Origin of the sequence: Amorphus sp. 3PC139-8, from assembly GCF_040750475.1 — a bacterium.
Taxonomy (GTDB): Bacteria; Pseudomonadota; Alphaproteobacteria; order Rhizobiales; family Amorphaceae; genus Amorphus.
Genome location: NZ_JABJVY010000004.1, coordinates 170,855 through 187,106, shown reverse-complemented (window position 1 = coordinate 187,106; position 16,252 = coordinate 170,855). Strand labels below are relative to the sequence as shown.

At 66.8% G+C, this 16,252-nt stretch carries 13 protein-coding genes; 2 read left to right on the top strand and 11 right to left on the bottom strand.

Translation table 11 applies throughout. The features are described 5' to 3' along the window. The first annotated feature begins 131 nt into the window (after positions 1-131). Both panB and panC read left to right on the top strand, forming a co-directional pair. A complete protein-coding gene (gene panB, locus HNS03_RS06215; protein WP_367193828.1) occupies positions 132-977 on the top strand; it encodes a 3-methyl-2-oxobutanoate hydroxymethyltransferase in 846 nt (281 codons plus the stop codon). Continuing rightward, positions 974-1,819, top strand: coding sequence for a pantoate--beta-alanine ligase (gene panC, locus HNS03_RS06210; protein ID WP_367193827.1), 846 nt, complete (start codon positions 974-976; stop codon positions 1,817-1,819). Before panB ends, panC begins: the two co-directional genes overlap by 4 nt. A gap of 166 nt (positions 1,820-1,985) precedes the next feature. Here panC and HNS03_RS06205 read toward each other — a convergent pair whose 3' ends face one another. The 11 genes from HNS03_RS06205 to HNS03_RS06155 all read right to left on the bottom strand — a co-directional run bounded on the left by HNS03_RS06205 (position 1,986) and on the right by HNS03_RS06155 (position 16,161). Then, positions 1,986-2,489 (bottom strand): copper chaperone PCu(A)C, encoded by a 504-nt coding sequence (locus tag HNS03_RS06205; protein WP_367193826.1) that lies wholly within the window; start codon positions 2,487-2,489, stop codon positions 1,986-1,988. A gap of 67 nt (positions 2,490-2,556) precedes the next feature. Continuing rightward, a complete protein-coding gene (locus tag HNS03_RS06200; RefSeq protein WP_367193825.1) occupies positions 2,557-2,961 on the bottom strand; it encodes a hypothetical protein in 405 nt (134 codons plus the stop codon). A gap of 167 nt (positions 2,962-3,128) precedes the next feature. Continuing rightward, positions 3,129-4,250 carry a 2Fe-2S iron-sulfur cluster-binding protein gene (locus HNS03_RS06195; protein ID WP_367193824.1) on the bottom strand — a complete coding sequence of 374 codons (1,122 nt, stop codon included), beginning with the start codon at positions 4,248-4,250 and terminating at the stop codon, positions 3,129-3,131. Between the two features lie 7 nt (positions 4,251-4,257). Next, positions 4,258-5,505 carry an SRPBCC family protein gene (locus HNS03_RS06190; protein WP_367193823.1) on the bottom strand — a complete coding sequence of 416 codons (1,248 nt, stop codon included), beginning with the start codon at positions 5,503-5,505 and terminating at the stop codon, positions 4,258-4,260. Between the two features lie 255 nt (positions 5,506-5,760). Beyond that, positions 5,761-5,898: a cytochrome bd-I oxidase subunit CydX gene (gene cydX / locus HNS03_RS06185; RefSeq protein WP_367193822.1), complete on the bottom strand. Its 138-nt coding sequence runs from the start codon at positions 5,896-5,898 to the stop codon at positions 5,761-5,763. Between the two features lie 185 nt (positions 5,899-6,083). Beyond that, positions 6,084-7,238 carry a cytochrome d ubiquinol oxidase subunit II gene (cydB, locus tag HNS03_RS06180; RefSeq protein WP_367193821.1) on the bottom strand — a complete coding sequence of 385 codons (1,155 nt, stop codon included), beginning with the start codon at positions 7,236-7,238 and terminating at the stop codon, positions 6,084-6,086. 6 nt (positions 7,239-7,244) lie between these two features. After that, on the bottom strand, positions 7,245-8,837 hold the full coding sequence (locus HNS03_RS06175; protein ID WP_367193820.1) for a cytochrome ubiquinol oxidase subunit I: 1,593 nt from the start codon (positions 8,835-8,837) through the stop codon (positions 7,245-7,247). Between the two features lie 68 nt (positions 8,838-8,905). Then, entirely contained in the window at positions 8,906-10,597 is a 1,692-nt protein-coding gene (locus HNS03_RS06170) for an amino acid ABC transporter ATP-binding/permease protein (RefSeq protein ID WP_367193819.1), read from the bottom strand. Next, positions 10,594-12,273 carry a thiol reductant ABC exporter subunit CydD gene (cydD, locus tag HNS03_RS06165; RefSeq protein WP_367193818.1) on the bottom strand — a complete coding sequence of 560 codons (1,680 nt, stop codon included), beginning with the start codon at positions 12,271-12,273 and terminating at the stop codon, positions 10,594-10,596. Before cydD ends, HNS03_RS06170 begins: the two co-directional genes overlap by 4 nt. Before the next feature lie 4 nt (positions 12,274-12,277). Next, positions 12,278-12,850, bottom strand: coding sequence for a GbsR/MarR family transcriptional regulator (locus tag HNS03_RS06160; protein WP_367193817.1), 573 nt, complete (start codon positions 12,848-12,850; stop codon positions 12,278-12,280). Positions 12,851-13,218: 368 nt separating this feature from the next. Continuing rightward, positions 13,219-16,161, bottom strand: coding sequence for an FAD-binding and (Fe-S)-binding domain-containing protein (locus tag HNS03_RS06155; protein WP_367193816.1), 2,943 nt, complete (start codon positions 16,159-16,161; stop codon positions 13,219-13,221). Positions 16,162-16,252 lie beyond the last annotated feature (91 nt).

Here is a 16,252-nt window from a genome sequence, read left to right as displayed (position 1 = left end):
GAGCGGCCGGCGGCCGGTCGGTCTCGATACCCCTTTGCGGTCTTCCGGACGGCAGGGGTTGAGCCGAGGGCTGCGGAAGGGTCTATGTGTGCCCGCGAATGTCGGCTGAGCGTGATTTAAAGGACAACGATATGAGTGTTTCGGCACCTCGGCGGCCAGTGACGGCGCCGGACGTGCGGGCGCGCAAGGGCGGCGAGCGTCTCGTCTGCCTGACCGCCTACACCGCGCCGGTAGCGCGGATCGTGGACAGGCATTGCGACATCGTGCTTGTCGGCGACAGCGTCGCGATGGTGGTGCACGGGCTCGATACCACCCTGTCGGCAACGCTGGACATGATGATCCTGCACGGCACGGCCGTGCGCCGGGGCCTCGATCGGGCGCTGATGGTCGTCGATCTTCCGTTCGGGAGCTACGAGGAAAGCCCCGAGCAGGCCTTTCGCTCGGCGGCGCGCGTCATGGCGGAGACCGGCGCCGGCGCCGTCAAGCTGGAAGGCGGGGCGGCAATGGCGGAGACGATTGCCTTTCTCTCCGGCCGGGGAATCCCGGTGATGGCCCATATCGGCTTGACGCCGCAGGCGGTGAACGCCTTGGGCGGTTACAAGGTACAGGGACGCGGCGGTGCGGCGGCGCAGATCAAGGCGGACGCGACCGCCGTGGCGCAGGCCGGAGCATTTTCCGTCGTCCTGGAAAAGGTCGCCGAATCGCTCGCGCGGGAAATCACGGCGGAGCTTGCGATCCCGACCATCGGCATCGGCGCTTCGGCGGCCTGCGACGGGCAGGTGCTGGTGGTCGACGATATGCTGGGCCTGTTTACCGAGTTCCGGCCCAAATTCGTCAAGCGCTATGCCGAGCTCGGCGAGACCGCAGATGAGGCCGTCGCCGCCTATGCCGAAGAGGTTCGTCGCGGCACCTTTCCCGCCGACGAGCATGTGTTCGGGGGCGAGCCGAAAGCCGTTGCGGGCGGGTCGGCGGCATGAGCGTTCGGATTTTGCGCACGCGCGGCGAATTGCGCGAGACGACCGCACGGTGGCGGGCGGAAGGGGCGGCCGTGGGTGTCGTCCCGACCATGGGCGCGCTTCATGCCGGCCATTTGAGCCTGGTGGAACGGGCGCAGGCAGAGTGCGGCCGGGTCATCGTCACGTTGTTCGTGAACCCCAAGCAATTCAACAATGCCGCCGATCTGGCCGCCTATCCGCGCACGGAGGATAGCGACGCGGAGAAGCTTGCGGCGATGGGCGAACCGGTTCTCTACGTTCCCGGCGGCGAGGAAATGTACCCGGCGGGCTTTGCCACCACCGTGTCCGTCACCGGTGTGTCGGAGGGGCTGTGCGGGGCGCACCGGCCCGGCCATTTCGACGGAGTGGCGACGGTGGTCGCGAAGCTGTTTCAGCAGACCGGCGCGGATCGAGCCTATTTCGGCGAAAAGGACTTCCAGCAGCTCCACGTGGTGCGGCGTATGGCGGCCGATCTCGACATGACGATCGAGGTGATCGGCTGTCCGACCGTGCGCGAAGCGGATGGGCTGGCGCTCTCGTCGCGCAATGTGCGCCTGTCTTCGGCTGATCGGGCCGTGGCTCCGGTGCTCTACCGGACGCTCGCCGATGCGGCCGATCGCATCGCGCGCGGGGAGTCGACCGACCTGGTGCTGGCGGAGGTCCGAGACCGGATCGTCGCCGCCGGCTATAGCGAGGTGGAGTATTTGGAACTCAGGGCGGAAGCCGATCTTGCGCCGCTCGACAAGGCGGACCGGCCAGCCCGGCTGCTCGTCGCCGCCTGGCTCGGTGGGGTGCGGCTGATCGACAATGTGAAGGTCGGATAGGGTGGTTTCATGCGAAGCCGATAAAGGTCCGGCGCGGGAACGTTTTATCGCTCACGCCCGCTCGCTTTGCTCGCAGCTGCGCGGGCGCGGCCCAATTGGGCCGGCGCGCAATCGCGCGCTGGCTTCGCGTTGTCCGGCGAAAGTAGGCGCCGGTTCGACGTGCCGCTTACTGGTTCGCCTTCGGCATCTTCATGTCGCCGTGGCCGTTCTTCGGCCCCGGTGCGCCGGGCGGTGTGACGGCGAAGGTGACGTCGACCTTGCCCGCCTTTTCGAAGTCGAGCGTGGCGGTCACTTTCTCGTCCTCGGTGATGGCGTGGTCGAGCCCGACGAACATCATATGATTGCCGCCGGGCTTCAGGGCGACGGTTTCTCCGGCGGGGATCTCCAACCCGTCGGTCAGCTGTCGCATTTTCATGACGCCGCCGTCCATCGTCATGGTGTGAACCTCCATCTTGGTGGAGATCGGCGAGGTGCCGCCGGTTAGCCTGTCCGGCGCGTCTCCGGTGTTGGTGATCACCATGAAGCCGGCGCCGGTCTTGGCGCCGGGCGGCGTGGCGCGGGTCCACGGATGTTCGATCTGCAGCGTGCCGACCTTGAAGTCGTGCGCGAGGGCGGGAAGGGCGGTGCTAAGCGAAAAGGCGGCCACAAGGGCCAGTACGGTGGTCCGCATGAGAGCGTCTCCCAAAACAAGATCTGAAAGCGCCGGCAAATCGAGCGCGGCGCAGGAACAAGAACGATCAGACGGTAAGGGAGAGCTCGGGAGGGGCGCGGGGATAGGCGAGCCGTCGATCGCCGGACGACCGGGCACCGCGAAGCGGCGTTTCGGCCGGGCGTGGGGCGAGATAGGCCGACCCGAATGCCGGGGTCGCGTCGCGGCCGGGCAGGGCGGCCCCGATGGCACAGGCCATGCCACATGCGGCGGAACAGCAGGCGGGCGCATTCGGAGCCTGGTCGGAGCGCGACGGAGCCTGGCTGAACGGGTTGCAGCGCACGGCATGCGGGCCGAGCGGGTCGGCAGCGGCGGCAGCCATGGAGGCGGAGGCTACTGCCCCCACGAGCGCCTGCAAGAGCAGGAAATAGACCAGCAGGGCCGCAAAAGGTCCCCGCATCGCCCGCCTCAGCTCATGGTTGATCGCCCGCATGAAGGGGTTCTAGAGCAATTTCGGGACAAGTGGGAACCGATTTTCCGTCCGAAATCGCGACAAAGCAAGCAGGAGAGTTCGTCCGGCGGCGGCGAAATCACGGAACCATCTCAGGCCGACTTGGCCCAGTCGGCCATCTGCGACGTCGGATCGTTTTGCCTTTCGGATCAAGCTTCGACGGAGACCGGACCCACAGGCGTTGAGCAACACGCCAGCACGTAGCCTTCCGCGATCTCGTCGTCGAGAATGCCGCCGTTGTGGTTCATGTTGATCGGCCCTTCCGCCTTTACCTTGCAGGTGCCGCACAGGCCAAGCTCGCAGGCGGCGGGAATGCGCACGCCGGACGCGCGCGCGGTCTGCAAAAGGGTCTGGCCCGGCATCGCCTCGGCCTCGACCTCGGAGAAGGCGAAGGTGACCGGCACGGTCTGCACGTCCGGCGGTTCGGACGGCAGAAGGCCGTCGGAGGCTTCCGCGATCGGGGCCGGAACCGGCTCGATCGGTCCGGCGCCGAAGCTCTCCTCGTGGTAGCTGTCCATGTCGAAGCCGCCGGCTTCCAGAAGCGTGCGCACCGCGCGCATGAACGGCTCCGGTCCGCAGCAGAAGATTTCGCGCTCCTGATAGTCCGGCACCAGCATCGCGAGCCTAGTCAGGTCGATCCGGCCGGTCGGACCGAACCAGCTCACGTTGCGCGTACGCTCCTCCACCAGGAAACCGAGCGACATCGCCGGCAGGCGGCTTGCGATCAGCTCCAGCTCGGAGCGGAAGATAATGTCCTCCGGGCGCCGGGCGCAGTTCACGAAGGCGATATCGGACAGCGGCGAGCAGTCGTTCAGCCAGCGCAGCATCGACATCATCGGGGTGATGCCCGAGCCCGCCGACAGGAAGAAATATTTCGCCGCCGGATAGTCGTAGATGGAGAAGCCGCCGGCGGGGCCGTAGGCCTTGAGGTGCATGCCGGGCACGAGATTGTCGAACATCCAGCGCGTGCCGATGCTCGACGCCTGCGCCTTGACCGTCACGGAGATCGAAAACGGCCGCGACGGGCTCGACGACAGCGTATAGGTGCGCATCACCGGCTCGTCGCCGACCGGCAGCTCCAAGGTCAGGAACTGGCCGGGCTTGTAGCGGAACCAGGTCTGGCTGTCGGAGCGGAACGCGAACGTCCTCACGTCCGGCGCCTCTTCGTGCACCCAGATGCACTCCAGCACCTGGAGGTGATCGCTCCAGGGCTCCATCTCGTCGAGATAGCGATACAGGCTCGTGTGCGCCGGTGCGATCGTGTCCAACATGGCGGCCTCAGGCGACGCGCAAGGATGGCGAGGCTTCGCCCGACAGACGCTCGGCCACTGTCCGGCAATACCACTCGACGAACTGCTCCACCCCGCCTTCGTGAACGCGCGAATAGGGGCCGGGCTCGTAGGCCGGGGAGCGAATGCCGAGAGCGTTTTCCTCCACGATCTGCCGATCCTGGTCGTTGGTGAAGGTCCACACGTGGGTCAGTTCGTCGAGGTCGTAGTCGACCCCTTCGACGGCCTCGCGGTTGACCAGCCACTTGGTGGTGACGGCGGTCTCCTCCGGTCCGATCGGGAGTACCCGGAAAGAGACGGCGTGGTCGCCCAGGATGTGGTTCCAACTCGTCGGGTAATGGAACATCAGCATGGTGCCGATGCGGTCTTCGGTGACGCTGTCCGCCAGCGGTTTGCGCACCGCCGGCCGGCCGGATATGGTGTAGCTGGTGGCATCGCCGATCAGCGGCATGCGGGCGACCCGGCACTGGCCGTTGTCGGCAAGCCGGATCGTGCTCGGCAGGCCGGCGGCTTCGCAGCGGCGCCAGTGCTCGGTGATCTCCGGATCCGACATGGCGGTCTGCACGTCGGTGACGCCGGGCGCTTCGGGATAGGTCTTGCAGAGCTCGGGATGGTTTCCCGCGCAGTGATAGCACTCGCGGTTGTTCTCCCAGACGAGCTTCCAGTTGCCCTTTTCGATGATGGTGGATTCGAACGCGATCTTGGTGTCGGCGAGCTTGTGCGGCGCCAGATAGGGCTCCGCCAGCGCCCGGATCGGGCCGAAATCGGCTGGCGAATCGGCGAGCGAGACGAACACGTAGCCGGCGACCGTTTCGCACGCGACCTGCTTCAGGCCGTAGCCGGAGGCGTCGAAATCCTCGCCCATCTGACGGGCGAACAGAAGCTTGCCGTCCAGGTCGTAGGTCCACTGGTGATAGGGGCACACGAGCCGTGCGGAGGTGCCGCGCTGGGAGGCGCAGACTCGCGACCCGCGATGACGGCAGGAATTGTGAAAGGCCCGGATGTTGCCCTCGCGATCGCGCACCAGGATGATCGGATAGGCGCCGATCTGCACCGTGAAGAAGGCGCCGGGGCGCGAAAGCTCGCATTCGTGGCCGACGAACAGCCACTCCTGGTACCAGACCAGCTCAAGGTCGGCCTGGAAGAAATCGGGGTCGATGTAGAACGGCCGATCAAGGGTGAAGCCCGGGTGGCGCGCCGTGATCCGGTGAAGCATGTCGTCGCGAACGTGGTGCATCGTCTAACCTCGCTCGGTCGCACGCACACACACGCGCGGCGGCCATTTTGAACCGCCCAACTGAAGCGCAGTCCTTTTCTTCCCGCGTGCCGAAATACGACATCGCGAGACGCTCTCGACGACACGCGCGGAATTTCTACAGTTTCGCGCCAGCCGAATACCTGGGTGCGATGCACAAAAAGCGGGCGCCGGAAGCCTCCGACGCCCGCATTCTGCTTGTTTCATTTGCGCGGCCGAGGGACAGCGCGCTTGCGCTCAGTGCTGGTGGCGGTGTCCGGTGTGGCCGTTCTGCTCTAACACCGCGTCGTCTTCCTTAAGCTCGAACCACATCGCATTCAGCACCGCGAAGGCGGCGGCGAGCGGCAGGCCCAGCAGCCAGGCGAAATACCACATCGTTGATCTCCTTCATTCCGTTGGCCGGGCGCTCTGTCGCGCATGGGACAGCGCCTCGGCCGGTCGTCTCGTTCGATTGGCTCTTGGAGTGGGTCCGGGGCTGCGAAGCCGCCGAACTCACTCCAGCTCGTCGTGTCGGCGCAATTTCCGACGGAAAACCGGTTCCCTCTTTTCCCGAAATTGCTCTAGTAGGCGTGGCCTTTGCCTTCCTTGATCGCGTCTGCGTCCACCTTGCCCCAGAGCACTTTGTAGACCCAGGCGGTGTAGACCAGGATCAGCGGCAGGAAGATCACCGTGCACACCAGCATGATGAACAGGGTGAGGTGGCTCGACGAGGCATCCCAGACCGTCAGGCTCGAGGCCGTATCGATCGACGAGGGCAGGATGAACGGGAACATCGACAGCCCCGCCGTGGAGATGATGCCGAAGATCGATAGCGAGGAACCCAGGAGCGGCAGGAGATCCCGCTTCGCCCGGAACCCGACGAAGGCGATCAGCGCGCCCAGGAAGCCGAGCGCCGGCGCGATCATCATCCACGGATAGCGGCCATAGTTCTCCAGCCACACGCCCGGCGCGACATCCACGGTCTTGGCCAGCGGATTGGACGGCCCGGTCGGGGCGACCTCGCTGGTGAAGTGGTAGCCGTTGACCAGGAGCCACAGCGCCACGCCGCCGAGCGCGAACAGCACGATGGTGGCAAGCGACGCGACGCTGGCATAGGAGCGGGCCCGGGCATTGACCGTGCCCTCGGTTTTCAGAACCAGCCAGGATCCGCCGTGCATGACGACCATGGCCACCGACACCAGGCCGCACAGGAGCGCGTACGGGTTCAACAGCCCGAAGAAGGTGCCCTCGTAGAAGATCCTGAGATCGTCGTCGAAGCGGAAGGGCACGCCCTGCAGCACGTTGCCGACCGCGACTCCGAAGATCAGCGACGGCACGAAGCCGCCGACGAACAGCGCCCAGTCCCAGCGCGAACGCCAGGCCCGGCCGTCGCGCTTGGAGCGGTACTTGAAGCCCACCGGACGAAGGATGAGCGCAAATAGCGTCGCGAACATCGCCAGGTAGAAGCCGGAGAACGACACCGCGTAGAGCGGGGGCCAGGCGGCGAAGATCGCGCCGCCGCCCAGGATCAGCCAGACTTGGTTGCCTTCCCAGACCGGACCGACGGTGTTGATGACCACCCGGCGCTCAAGATCCGTCCGGGCGACGAAGGGCAGCAGGGTCGCGGTCCCAAGGTCGAAACCGTCGGTGACCGCGAAGCCGATGAGGAGGACGCCGAGCAGCACCCACCAGATCAGGCGCAGGACGTCATAGCTGATGAGATCGTGGAGGATCATTTTGGCTTACTCCGCCGGAACCAGCTTGGGAGTCGTGGGGGAGGGGCGGGCGTGGTCTTGCTCGGGACCGTCGTCGGGCTGCGGCCCCTTGCGGATCGCGGCGATCATCAGGCTCATTTCGATGATGAACAGCACCGTGTAGATCAGGACGAACCCGCAGATGGTGAGAAGCACGGTCCCGGCGCCGAGGCTGGAAACGGCAGCCGCCGTCGGCAACACGCCCTCGATGATCCAGGGCTGACGGCCGAATTCCGCCACGAACCATCCGAGCTCCGCCGCAAGCCACGGCAGCGGGGTCGCGAAGACGGCAACCCACAACAGCCAGCGCCGATCCTCCATCGTCCGGCGGGCCGACAGATAGAAGAACACGCCGGTCAGCAGGATGAAGAAGAAGCCGAGACCGACCATGAGGCGGAACGCGAAGAACAGCGGCAGGCTCGGCGGCGCCGTGTCCCAGGCCGCCTTTTCGATATCGGCATCGGTCGCCTCGGTGGGATCGTCGACATAGCGCTTCAGAAGCAGCGCGTAGCCGAGATACTCGCCATTGTCCTCGAAGGCGGTGCGAACGGCGGGGTCGACCGCATCGAGGCTTCCGGCCGAACGGATCGTCTTCAAGGCGTCGTAGGCGATGACGCCGCTGCGGATATGGCCCTTCGCGCTCTCAACCAGCTCGGTGATGCCCTCGATCGGCGTGTCGAGTGAGCGGGTGCCGATGATGCCCATCGCATAAGGGATGTGCACCGCATAGAGCGTCTCGCGCTTGGACTCGTCGGGAATGCCGAACAGGGTGAAGGACGCCGGCGCCGGCTCCGTCTCCCACATCGCCTCCATCGAGGCGAGTTTCATCTTCTGATGCTCGGTGGTGAGATAGCCGCTCTCGTCACCCAGCACGACCACCGATAGCGACGCGGCCAGGCCGAACGAGGCGGCCACCGTCATGGAGCGACGGGCGAGGGCCACATGCCGACCCTTCAGGATGTACCAGGCCGACACGCCGAGCACGAACAGGGAGGCGGTCACGTAGCCCGCGGAAACGGTATGGACGAACTTCGCCTGGGCCACCGGATTGAAGATCACGGCGGCGAAGTCCGTTACCTCCATCCGCATGGTGTCGACGTTGAAGGCGGAACCGACCGGGTTCTGCATCCAGCCGTTGGCGACCAGGATCCAGAGCGCGGAGAAGTTCGAGCCGGCCGCGACCGCATACGTTGCCACCAGGTGGCCGCGCTTGGACATCCGGTCCCAGCCGAAGAAGAACAGGCCGACGAAGGTCGCTTCGAGGAAGAAGGCCATCAGGCCTTCGATCGCAAGCGGCGCGCCGAAGATATCGCCGACATAGTGGCTGTAATAGCTCCAGTTCATGCCGAACTGGAACTCCATCACGATGCCGGTGGCGACGCCGAGCACGAAGTTGATGCCGAACAGCGTGCCCCAGAACTTGGTCATCTGGCGCCAGATCGGGCGGTCCGTCATCACATAGACGGTTTCCATGATCGCAAGCAGGACCGACAGTCCGAGCGTCAAAGGCACGAACAGGAAATGGTAAAGCGCAGTGATCGCGAATTGCAGTCGCGAGAGGTCGACGATGTCGAGTTCCATGGTATGCCGGGAAATCCCGCCTCCATCATTGCGTTGCGGCCGGACCGAGACGCATTCAGTTTTGGAACCTAGTCGGGCCGCAGCCCGGCCAGGGTGGTATCGAACTCTGGGCTTCCTCGCCTATGATCTGAGACAATGCCGCCGTCGTTCAGGAGCACGATCCGATCGCAGATCGCGGCTTCGCGGCGGACATGAGTGGCGACGAGGAGGGTGCGCCCTCGGGATTCCCGAGTGAGGCGCGCCAGTACGTCGCGCGCGGTGGCTCCGTCGAGACCTTCTGTGGGTTCGTCGATCAGCCAAAGCGGGGTGTCTCTGAGAACCAGCCGGGCGAGCGAGAGCCGCCGCGCCTGGCCTCCGGAGAGACCCAGCCCGGCCTCGCCCAGCCGCGTATCGAGACCGTCGGGAAGCGCCGCCACCTCGTTTCTGAGGCCGGCGGCGGAGAGAGCGGCCCACAGCCGGGCGTCGTCGGCATCGGCGGCGGCCAGGATCAGATTTTCCGCAAGGGTGTCGCGAAAGAGCTCCGTGCGCTGGGTCAGCAGCGTTGCGGTCGCATTGGCCACGTGGCCGGTGGTGGGCGCGACTTCGCCGGCGATCACGCCGAGCAAGGTGGACTTGCCCGATCCGCTCGGCCCCACCAGCGCGACCCGCTCGCCCTCTTCGAGCTGAAGGGTCACGTCGGAGAGGATCGCCCGGCCGATGCCGTCGACGCGGACGCTGACATCGGCAAGCGACAGGGCGACGCCGGTCCTGGGCGCGGGATGCGGTGCCTGCGAGGACGTCGTTTTCAGGCGAGGTGCCAGCCGCCCGGCGGCGAGCAGCGTGCGGCCGAGTTCCAGGGCGCCGCGGCGCAGGCCGGTAAAGGGCTCCAACGCGGCGAACGCTATCAGGACGGCAAGCGTTGCCGCCGGCGCGCCGATCGCGCCGGTATCGGCGAGCAGGGTGGCCGCCGCCAGCGTGGCCGCCAGGATCAGGGCGCCGGCTGCGCCAAAGGCAAAGATGGTGAGCGCTTCGGTCCGGTTGAGCGTGTCGTCCGCCTCCGCCATGCGGCGGTCGGCGTCTGCGATCGCCGCCTTTTGGGCGTCCTGGCGACCGGCGAGCAAAAGGTCGGTCTGGCCCGAGAGAAGATCGATCGTGCGGCTTCTGAGCGCTTCCACGGCGAAGGCGCGCAGGCGAGCGGGCCGCAGCGAGCGCCGGGCCGTCCAGATCGGGACCGCGATCCCGGTTAGAAGCAGGGCGGCGGCAATTCCGATCCCGAGCCAGAGAGAGAGCGAACCGAGCACGATGCCGGCCACGATCGCAGCGACGATCGTCGCTGCGGCGGGCACCAGAATGCGCAGATAGAGCCCATCGAGCGCGTCGATATCGGCGGTCAGCCGGTTCAACAGACTGGATGGGCGCAGGGCGAGCTGGCGGGCCAGGCCCGGTGTGGCCCATCCTCGGAACAGCCGTTCGCGCAGGGCCGCCAGCACGGCGAGCGTGGCCTCATGGGTGGCGAGCCGTTCGCCGTAGCGCGCACCGGTTCGCGCGAACGCCAGAAAGCGGATGCCCGCGGAGGGGGCGAACACGTCGAAGGCGAGCGCGGTCGCGGTGGAGAGGCCCGCAATGGCGGTTGCCGTGATGAACCAGCCGGACAGTCCGAGAAGAGCGATGCCGGCCAGCACCGTGGTCGCGGCGAGGGCGGCGCCGGCAAGCAGCAGCCAGGGGCGTTCCCGGAAGAAAACTGCCAGGACCGGGAGAACGTCGCGCGTCAGCCGCCTCATGCCACGGCCTCCGTGAGCTTTTTGTCGGCGAAACGGATCACCCGGTCGGCCCGGTTCGCGATCCGCGGATCGTGGGTGGCGACGATCAGGGTTCGGCGTTCGGCAATGGCGAAAAGATCGGCTGCGATCCGATCGGCCGTGGCTGTGTCGAGATGGGCCGTCGGCTCGTCGGCAAGCAGAAGGTTCACGCCGGGTGTGGCAACGGCGCGCGCGATCGACAATCGGACGACCTCGCCGCCCGAGAGGCCGACGCCGCCTTCGCCGATGGTGTCGGGGCGCAGCTCCGCGAGATCGCCAAGAGCGGCAAGGCCGAGGGCGCGGTCGATCGCGGTGCGGTCGAGGCCGGGGCGATGAAGGGCAACGTTTTGGCGCAACGTCCCGACGAAGACGTGGGGGCGCTGGCCGATCCACGCCATTCGGCGGCGCAACGTTGCGGCGGTTGTGTCGTCGAGGGGCACACCGTCGATCCGGATCGCGCCATCGGGGATCGGGGCGAGGCCGGCGATCAAGGCCAGCAGGGTCGATTTGCCGATGCCGCTCGACCCGTAGAGCGCGATTCGCTCGCCGGGAGCGACCGTCAGATCGAGGGCTTCGAACACGGGATCGGCGCGGCCGGCATGGGAAAAGGTGAGGCCATTCACTTCTACGGCCGCGCCGGAGGTCGCGGTGGCGGGCGCAGGCTCCGCCTCGGCGTCGTGGGCGCCGGGAAGCGGCAGGCCTTCGGCGGAAATGTTGGCAAGCGCCGTCTTGGCAGCCTCTCCGGCCGCCCGGTCGTGCCAGACCGCGGACAGCTCTCGAAGCGGTTCGAAAAAGGTCGGCGACACAAGCAGGACGAACAGGGCGTGGGCGAGATCCAGCTTGCCGCCCCAGGCGCCGAAGGGAATGCTGCCGAGCAGGTGGAAGCCGACGAACACGGCCACCAGGGCCACGCCGAGCGCGGAGAAGAGCTCCAGCACAGCCGACGACAGGAAGGCGATCCGAAGCACCTCCATGGTCCGCGTGCGCAGGCTTTCCGCGTCGGCCCTAAGCCGCTTGGCCGTCTGGTCGACGGCATCGAAGGCGCGGATCGTCTGCATGCCGCGCAGCCGGTCGAGCAGAAAGCCGTTCATATCGCCGAGCTTTTCGAGCTGGGCTTCGCTGGCCGCCTGCGCCTGCCAGCCGATCAGCGCCATGAAAACGGGAATCAGCGGGCCGGCCACCACGAGGATCGCCGCGGCGAGCCAGGAAATCGGTGCGACGCAGGCGAGAATCACCAGCGGCACGACGGTCGCCTTCAGGCGGGCCGGCTGAAAGCGCGACAGATAGGGCACCAGCGCTTCGGCCTGCTCGGCCAGAGCGCTAGCGGCCGCGCCCGAAGCCGGACGGTCGGTATCGAGGGGGGATCGGCCCGCAAGCGCGGTGACTGCGATGGCGCGTTCGCGCGACAGCGCTGACCGGGCGGCGCGGAAGGCAAGCCGGGTGCCGGCCGCATCCAAGCCCGCGCGCAGGAGCCCGAGAACGAGCACGCCCAAGGCACATAGGAGCCCGGTTCGGATTGCATCTTCCGATCCGATCGCGCCGATCGCCGCGGCGATCAGGGCGGCCTGCGGGAGCCAACCGAGGGCGGCGGCGATCTGCAGTCCGCCGGCGATCCGGACGGCGCGCGTCTCGGGGCTGGGGGCGCCAGGTGCAGCCATGCCGTCAGCTCTCCTCCGATGCGGAGCGCCGCCGGCCAAGGGCCACGATCTTGTCCTTGGTGTCGAGCACCTTGGTCACCTTCGCGCCGAGCGACAGGAGGGTGGCCAGGCGCTCGGCATCGAGCTGCTTCACGTCGTCGTACCAGGTGGTCAACTGCTCGATCAGCCCGTGCATCTCCGCCATGCGCTCCTGGGCGAAGCGTTCGTTTTCGCCCGACGGCTGCTGCAGCAGGATTTCCCGCAGCACCGACAACGTCGGGTCCACCTCGCGCTTCTTGCGCTCTTCCGCCAGCGTGCGAAGGATCACCCAGACGTCGTCGGGCGTGGTGTAGAAGTCGCGCCTGTCGCCAGGCTGGTGTTTCAGAAGCACCAGGTTCCAGCCCTGCAGCTCGCGCAGGCTCATGGAGACGTTGGAGCGCGACACGCCCAGCGCCTCGACGATCTCGTCGGCGCACAGCGGTTCGGGCGAGACATAAAGCAGCGCGTAGATCTGGCCGACGGTGCGGTTAATGCCCCACCGGCTGCCCATTTCGCCGAAATGGAGCACGAAAGATTGGATCAGCGGGGGAAGCGTCACGAGAGGCGGTCTCTGTCGGTCGGTGTTTCGGGGGCGGCCCGCCGGTGGGCGGGATCTCTCCTGGGAGCCTAGCGAGGAAGCGGCACACGCTCCTTATTCTGTCTCAAATCTGGGGTTCGCCCCGGATGACGGTCGGATTGCGGGTCGGACCGGCTCTTGAGCCAGGCATGTGCGGGCAAAATCGTTTGGATTCTCCTGTTGCATTTGAGATTTCAGAAATTTCTGAAACTTATTTATCGCCTTTACCGCGATGCAACAGGGGTCAGTTCGCCGCAGTCGCAGCCGGGGCGACGGACAGGCTCTGGCGGGCCAGCGTCGTGTTTTAAGACAAGAGAGCTTGTAAGAGCGGGTCCGTGCCGGACTTCGGCTCAGGCGTGAAGCTGGTCCGCGAGGGCCTCGACGGGATGGCGCAGTCGGCGGTTGGAGAAGCGCTTCGCCTGGGAGCGGCAGGAATAGCCGGTGGCGAGCACCTCCGTGTCGCCGGTCTCCACCGTTTCGCGCCACGAGAGGTCGTAGAGGCGCTCCGACAGGGCGCGGTGCTCCGCCTCGTGCCCGAACAGGCCCGCCATGCCGCAGCAGCCGGACCGCGCCGGGGTGAGCTCCTGGCCCAGGGCTTGGAACACCCGCCGCCAGCGCGGCGCAACCGCGGGATCGGCGGTCTTTTCGGAACAATGCGCCATCAGCCGGAACGCGGCTCGGCGAGACGTGGTCGGCAACGGCCGCCCGCTCGCAACCGCTTCGGCGAGAAAGGAGTCGATCGACAGGACTTCGTAAGGGACGCGTCCCTCGGCGGCATATTCGGCCCGGTGCAGAAGGGTCGCCACCGGCTCCACGCCGATCATGGGCAGCCCGAGCCTGGAGAGCGCCGTGAGCTCGTCCACTCGCTGGTCCCGCACCTTGCCGAAGGCATCGCGAAAGCCGCGCACATGCAGCCCTTTGCCGTTTTCGCGGACCGGAGCGGCCACCACGCGGTAGCCGAATGCGGTCAGGACATCGGCGGCAGCGAACAGCACCTCGGTGTCGAATGTGCCGGTGAAGCTGTCTGGCAGTAAGAGGACCGACGGCCGCCCGTCCCCGGCCGGCAGGGCCTCGCCGGGCGCAATCGTTGGGATGTCGCGGGCCCGGAACCCGGTCTCCACCGGTGTTCCCGAGATTTGCGGCAGGTCCACCATGGCGAACGCCCGGTCGGCGATCGCCGCGCTGACGGGGTTGCCGATCGCGAGGTTCGCGAGCGCCGGCACGCGACGCAGGGCGAGCGTCAGCGGTTCCATATGCTGCACCACCCGGTCGCGCAGCGGCCGGGCGTGGTGTCGGAAATAGCGGTCGAGAAAGGCCGATTTCATCGACGGGATATCGACCTTGATCGGGCATTGGCTCGTGCACGCCTTGCAGGAGAGGCAGGTCTCCAGCGAGCCGGCGAGCGCGGCCTCCACGGTCGCCAACGCGCCCGGGTCCTCACCGGTGGAAGACAGCCGCGTCCACTCCCGCACCAAGGCCGCGCGTCCCTTCGGCGACTGCACCCGGTCGCGCGTCGCCTTGTAGGACGGGCACATGGCATCGAGCGCATCCCAGGAGTGGCAGGCGGCGTTGCCGTTGCAGGCAACGGCCTTGTCGAAGTCGACGAGATAGGCTCGGTCGATCTCCTGGTCGGCGGCGCCGCGAAACGGCACCTCGTCGATCTTCAGAATCGACTCCTCCATCCCCTCCGGAACGGCGAGCTTGCGTGGGTTGAAGACATTGTCCGGATCGAACGCGGCCTTGATCCGGCCGAGCACGCCATAAAGCTCCTCGCCGAAGAAGAAGGGCGAATATTCCGCCCTGACCCCGCGCCCGTGCTCGCCCCAGAGCAGGCCGCCATTCTCTTTGGCGAGTTCGGCGACTGCGTCGGAAATCTCGCGGATGAGCTGGCGGTCCGCCGGCTCGGTCATGTCGACGGTCGGCCGCACGTGCAGGCAGCCGACATCGGCGTGGCCGAACATGCCGTAGTCGAGCCCATGGTTGTCGAGGATCTGCCGGAAACCGGCGACGAAGGTCGTCAGCTTCTCCGGCGGCACCGCGCAGTCTTCCACGAAGGCGCTGGCCCGGCGCTTGCCGTCGAGCGCGCCGAGAAGACCGACGGAATCGCGCCGCATTGCCCAGATGCCCGCGATCGCGGCCGGATCGGTGGCGACCTTGGCGGCGATTTCGAGCTTGGGCCCACGCTCCAGGATCGCGGTCAGGCCGGCGACCTTGCTCGCGACCTCATCGTCGGTTTCGCCGGTGAACTCCACGAACAGCAGCGCCTTGGCGTCGATGTCGCCAAGGGTTTCCTTCAGCGTCGTCCACACCGGGGTCGACTTCGCCAGCGTCAGGATCTTGTCGTCGATAATCTCGACGGCAAGCGGATCGGCGTCCACCATCCGCGGCACATCGCCGAGTGCGACCTGGAAGTCGTCATAGGCGACGATCACGAGGGCGGAGCGCTTCGGCTTGCGTTTGACCTTGAGCGTCAGCGCCGTGGTCCAGGCGAGCGTGCCCTCGGAGCCGGACAGCAGCTTAGCAAGCCGCATGCTGCCGTCAGCCCCGACCGCGTCGCGCAGATTGTAGCCGGTGAGGCCCCGGTTCATGGACGGAAAGACGTCGTCGATGAGGTCCCGGCGCGGGGCGATCTCGTCCAGGACCGTCCGGTGAATGCGACCGATCTGGTCGTCGCGGCTGGCGATCTCCCGTGCCTCGTGGGCGTCGAGATCGCGGACCTGGAAGGCTTCGCCACCGGCCAGCACCACGTCCATGGCGACGATGTAGTCGGATGTTTTGCCGTAGTGGCGCGACCCCTGGCCGGAGGCATCGGTCGCCACCATGCCGCCCACGGTCGCGCGGGTAGCGGTGGAGACCGCCGGCGGAAAAAAGTAGCCGAACGGCGCCAGATAGGCGTTGAGTTGATCGAGCACCACGCCGGGTTCGACCAAGACGGTCTCCGTGTCCGGATCGAAGGCGACGATCCGGTTCATATGCTTGGAGGCGTCGAGGATGACGCTTTCCGTGAGCGATTGGCCGTTGGTGCCGGTGCCGCCGCCCCGCGCGGAGACGGCGACCCGGTGACGGGCCGCAAGCTCGGCGACCAGGCGGATGTCGTCGCCTGTGCGCGGGAACACCACCGCCGTTGGGCGGAGCTGGTAAAGGCTATTGTCGGTCGACTGGACGATGCGCGTGCCGATATCCGTCGCGATCTCGCCGGTCCATCCGGAGCGGGCGAGATCCGCCAGAAGGCGATCGATCGCGGAGACGGCTGGCTCGCCTCCGGTTTCAAGATGGTTCGGCGCGTGTTTCATAAGGCTTTCAGGCTTCTCCGGAGTGCATCCGTACGGTCGGAGCCGGTGAATGCGCTCGAATTATTTGTTTTGTCGCAATTTCGGACGGCGA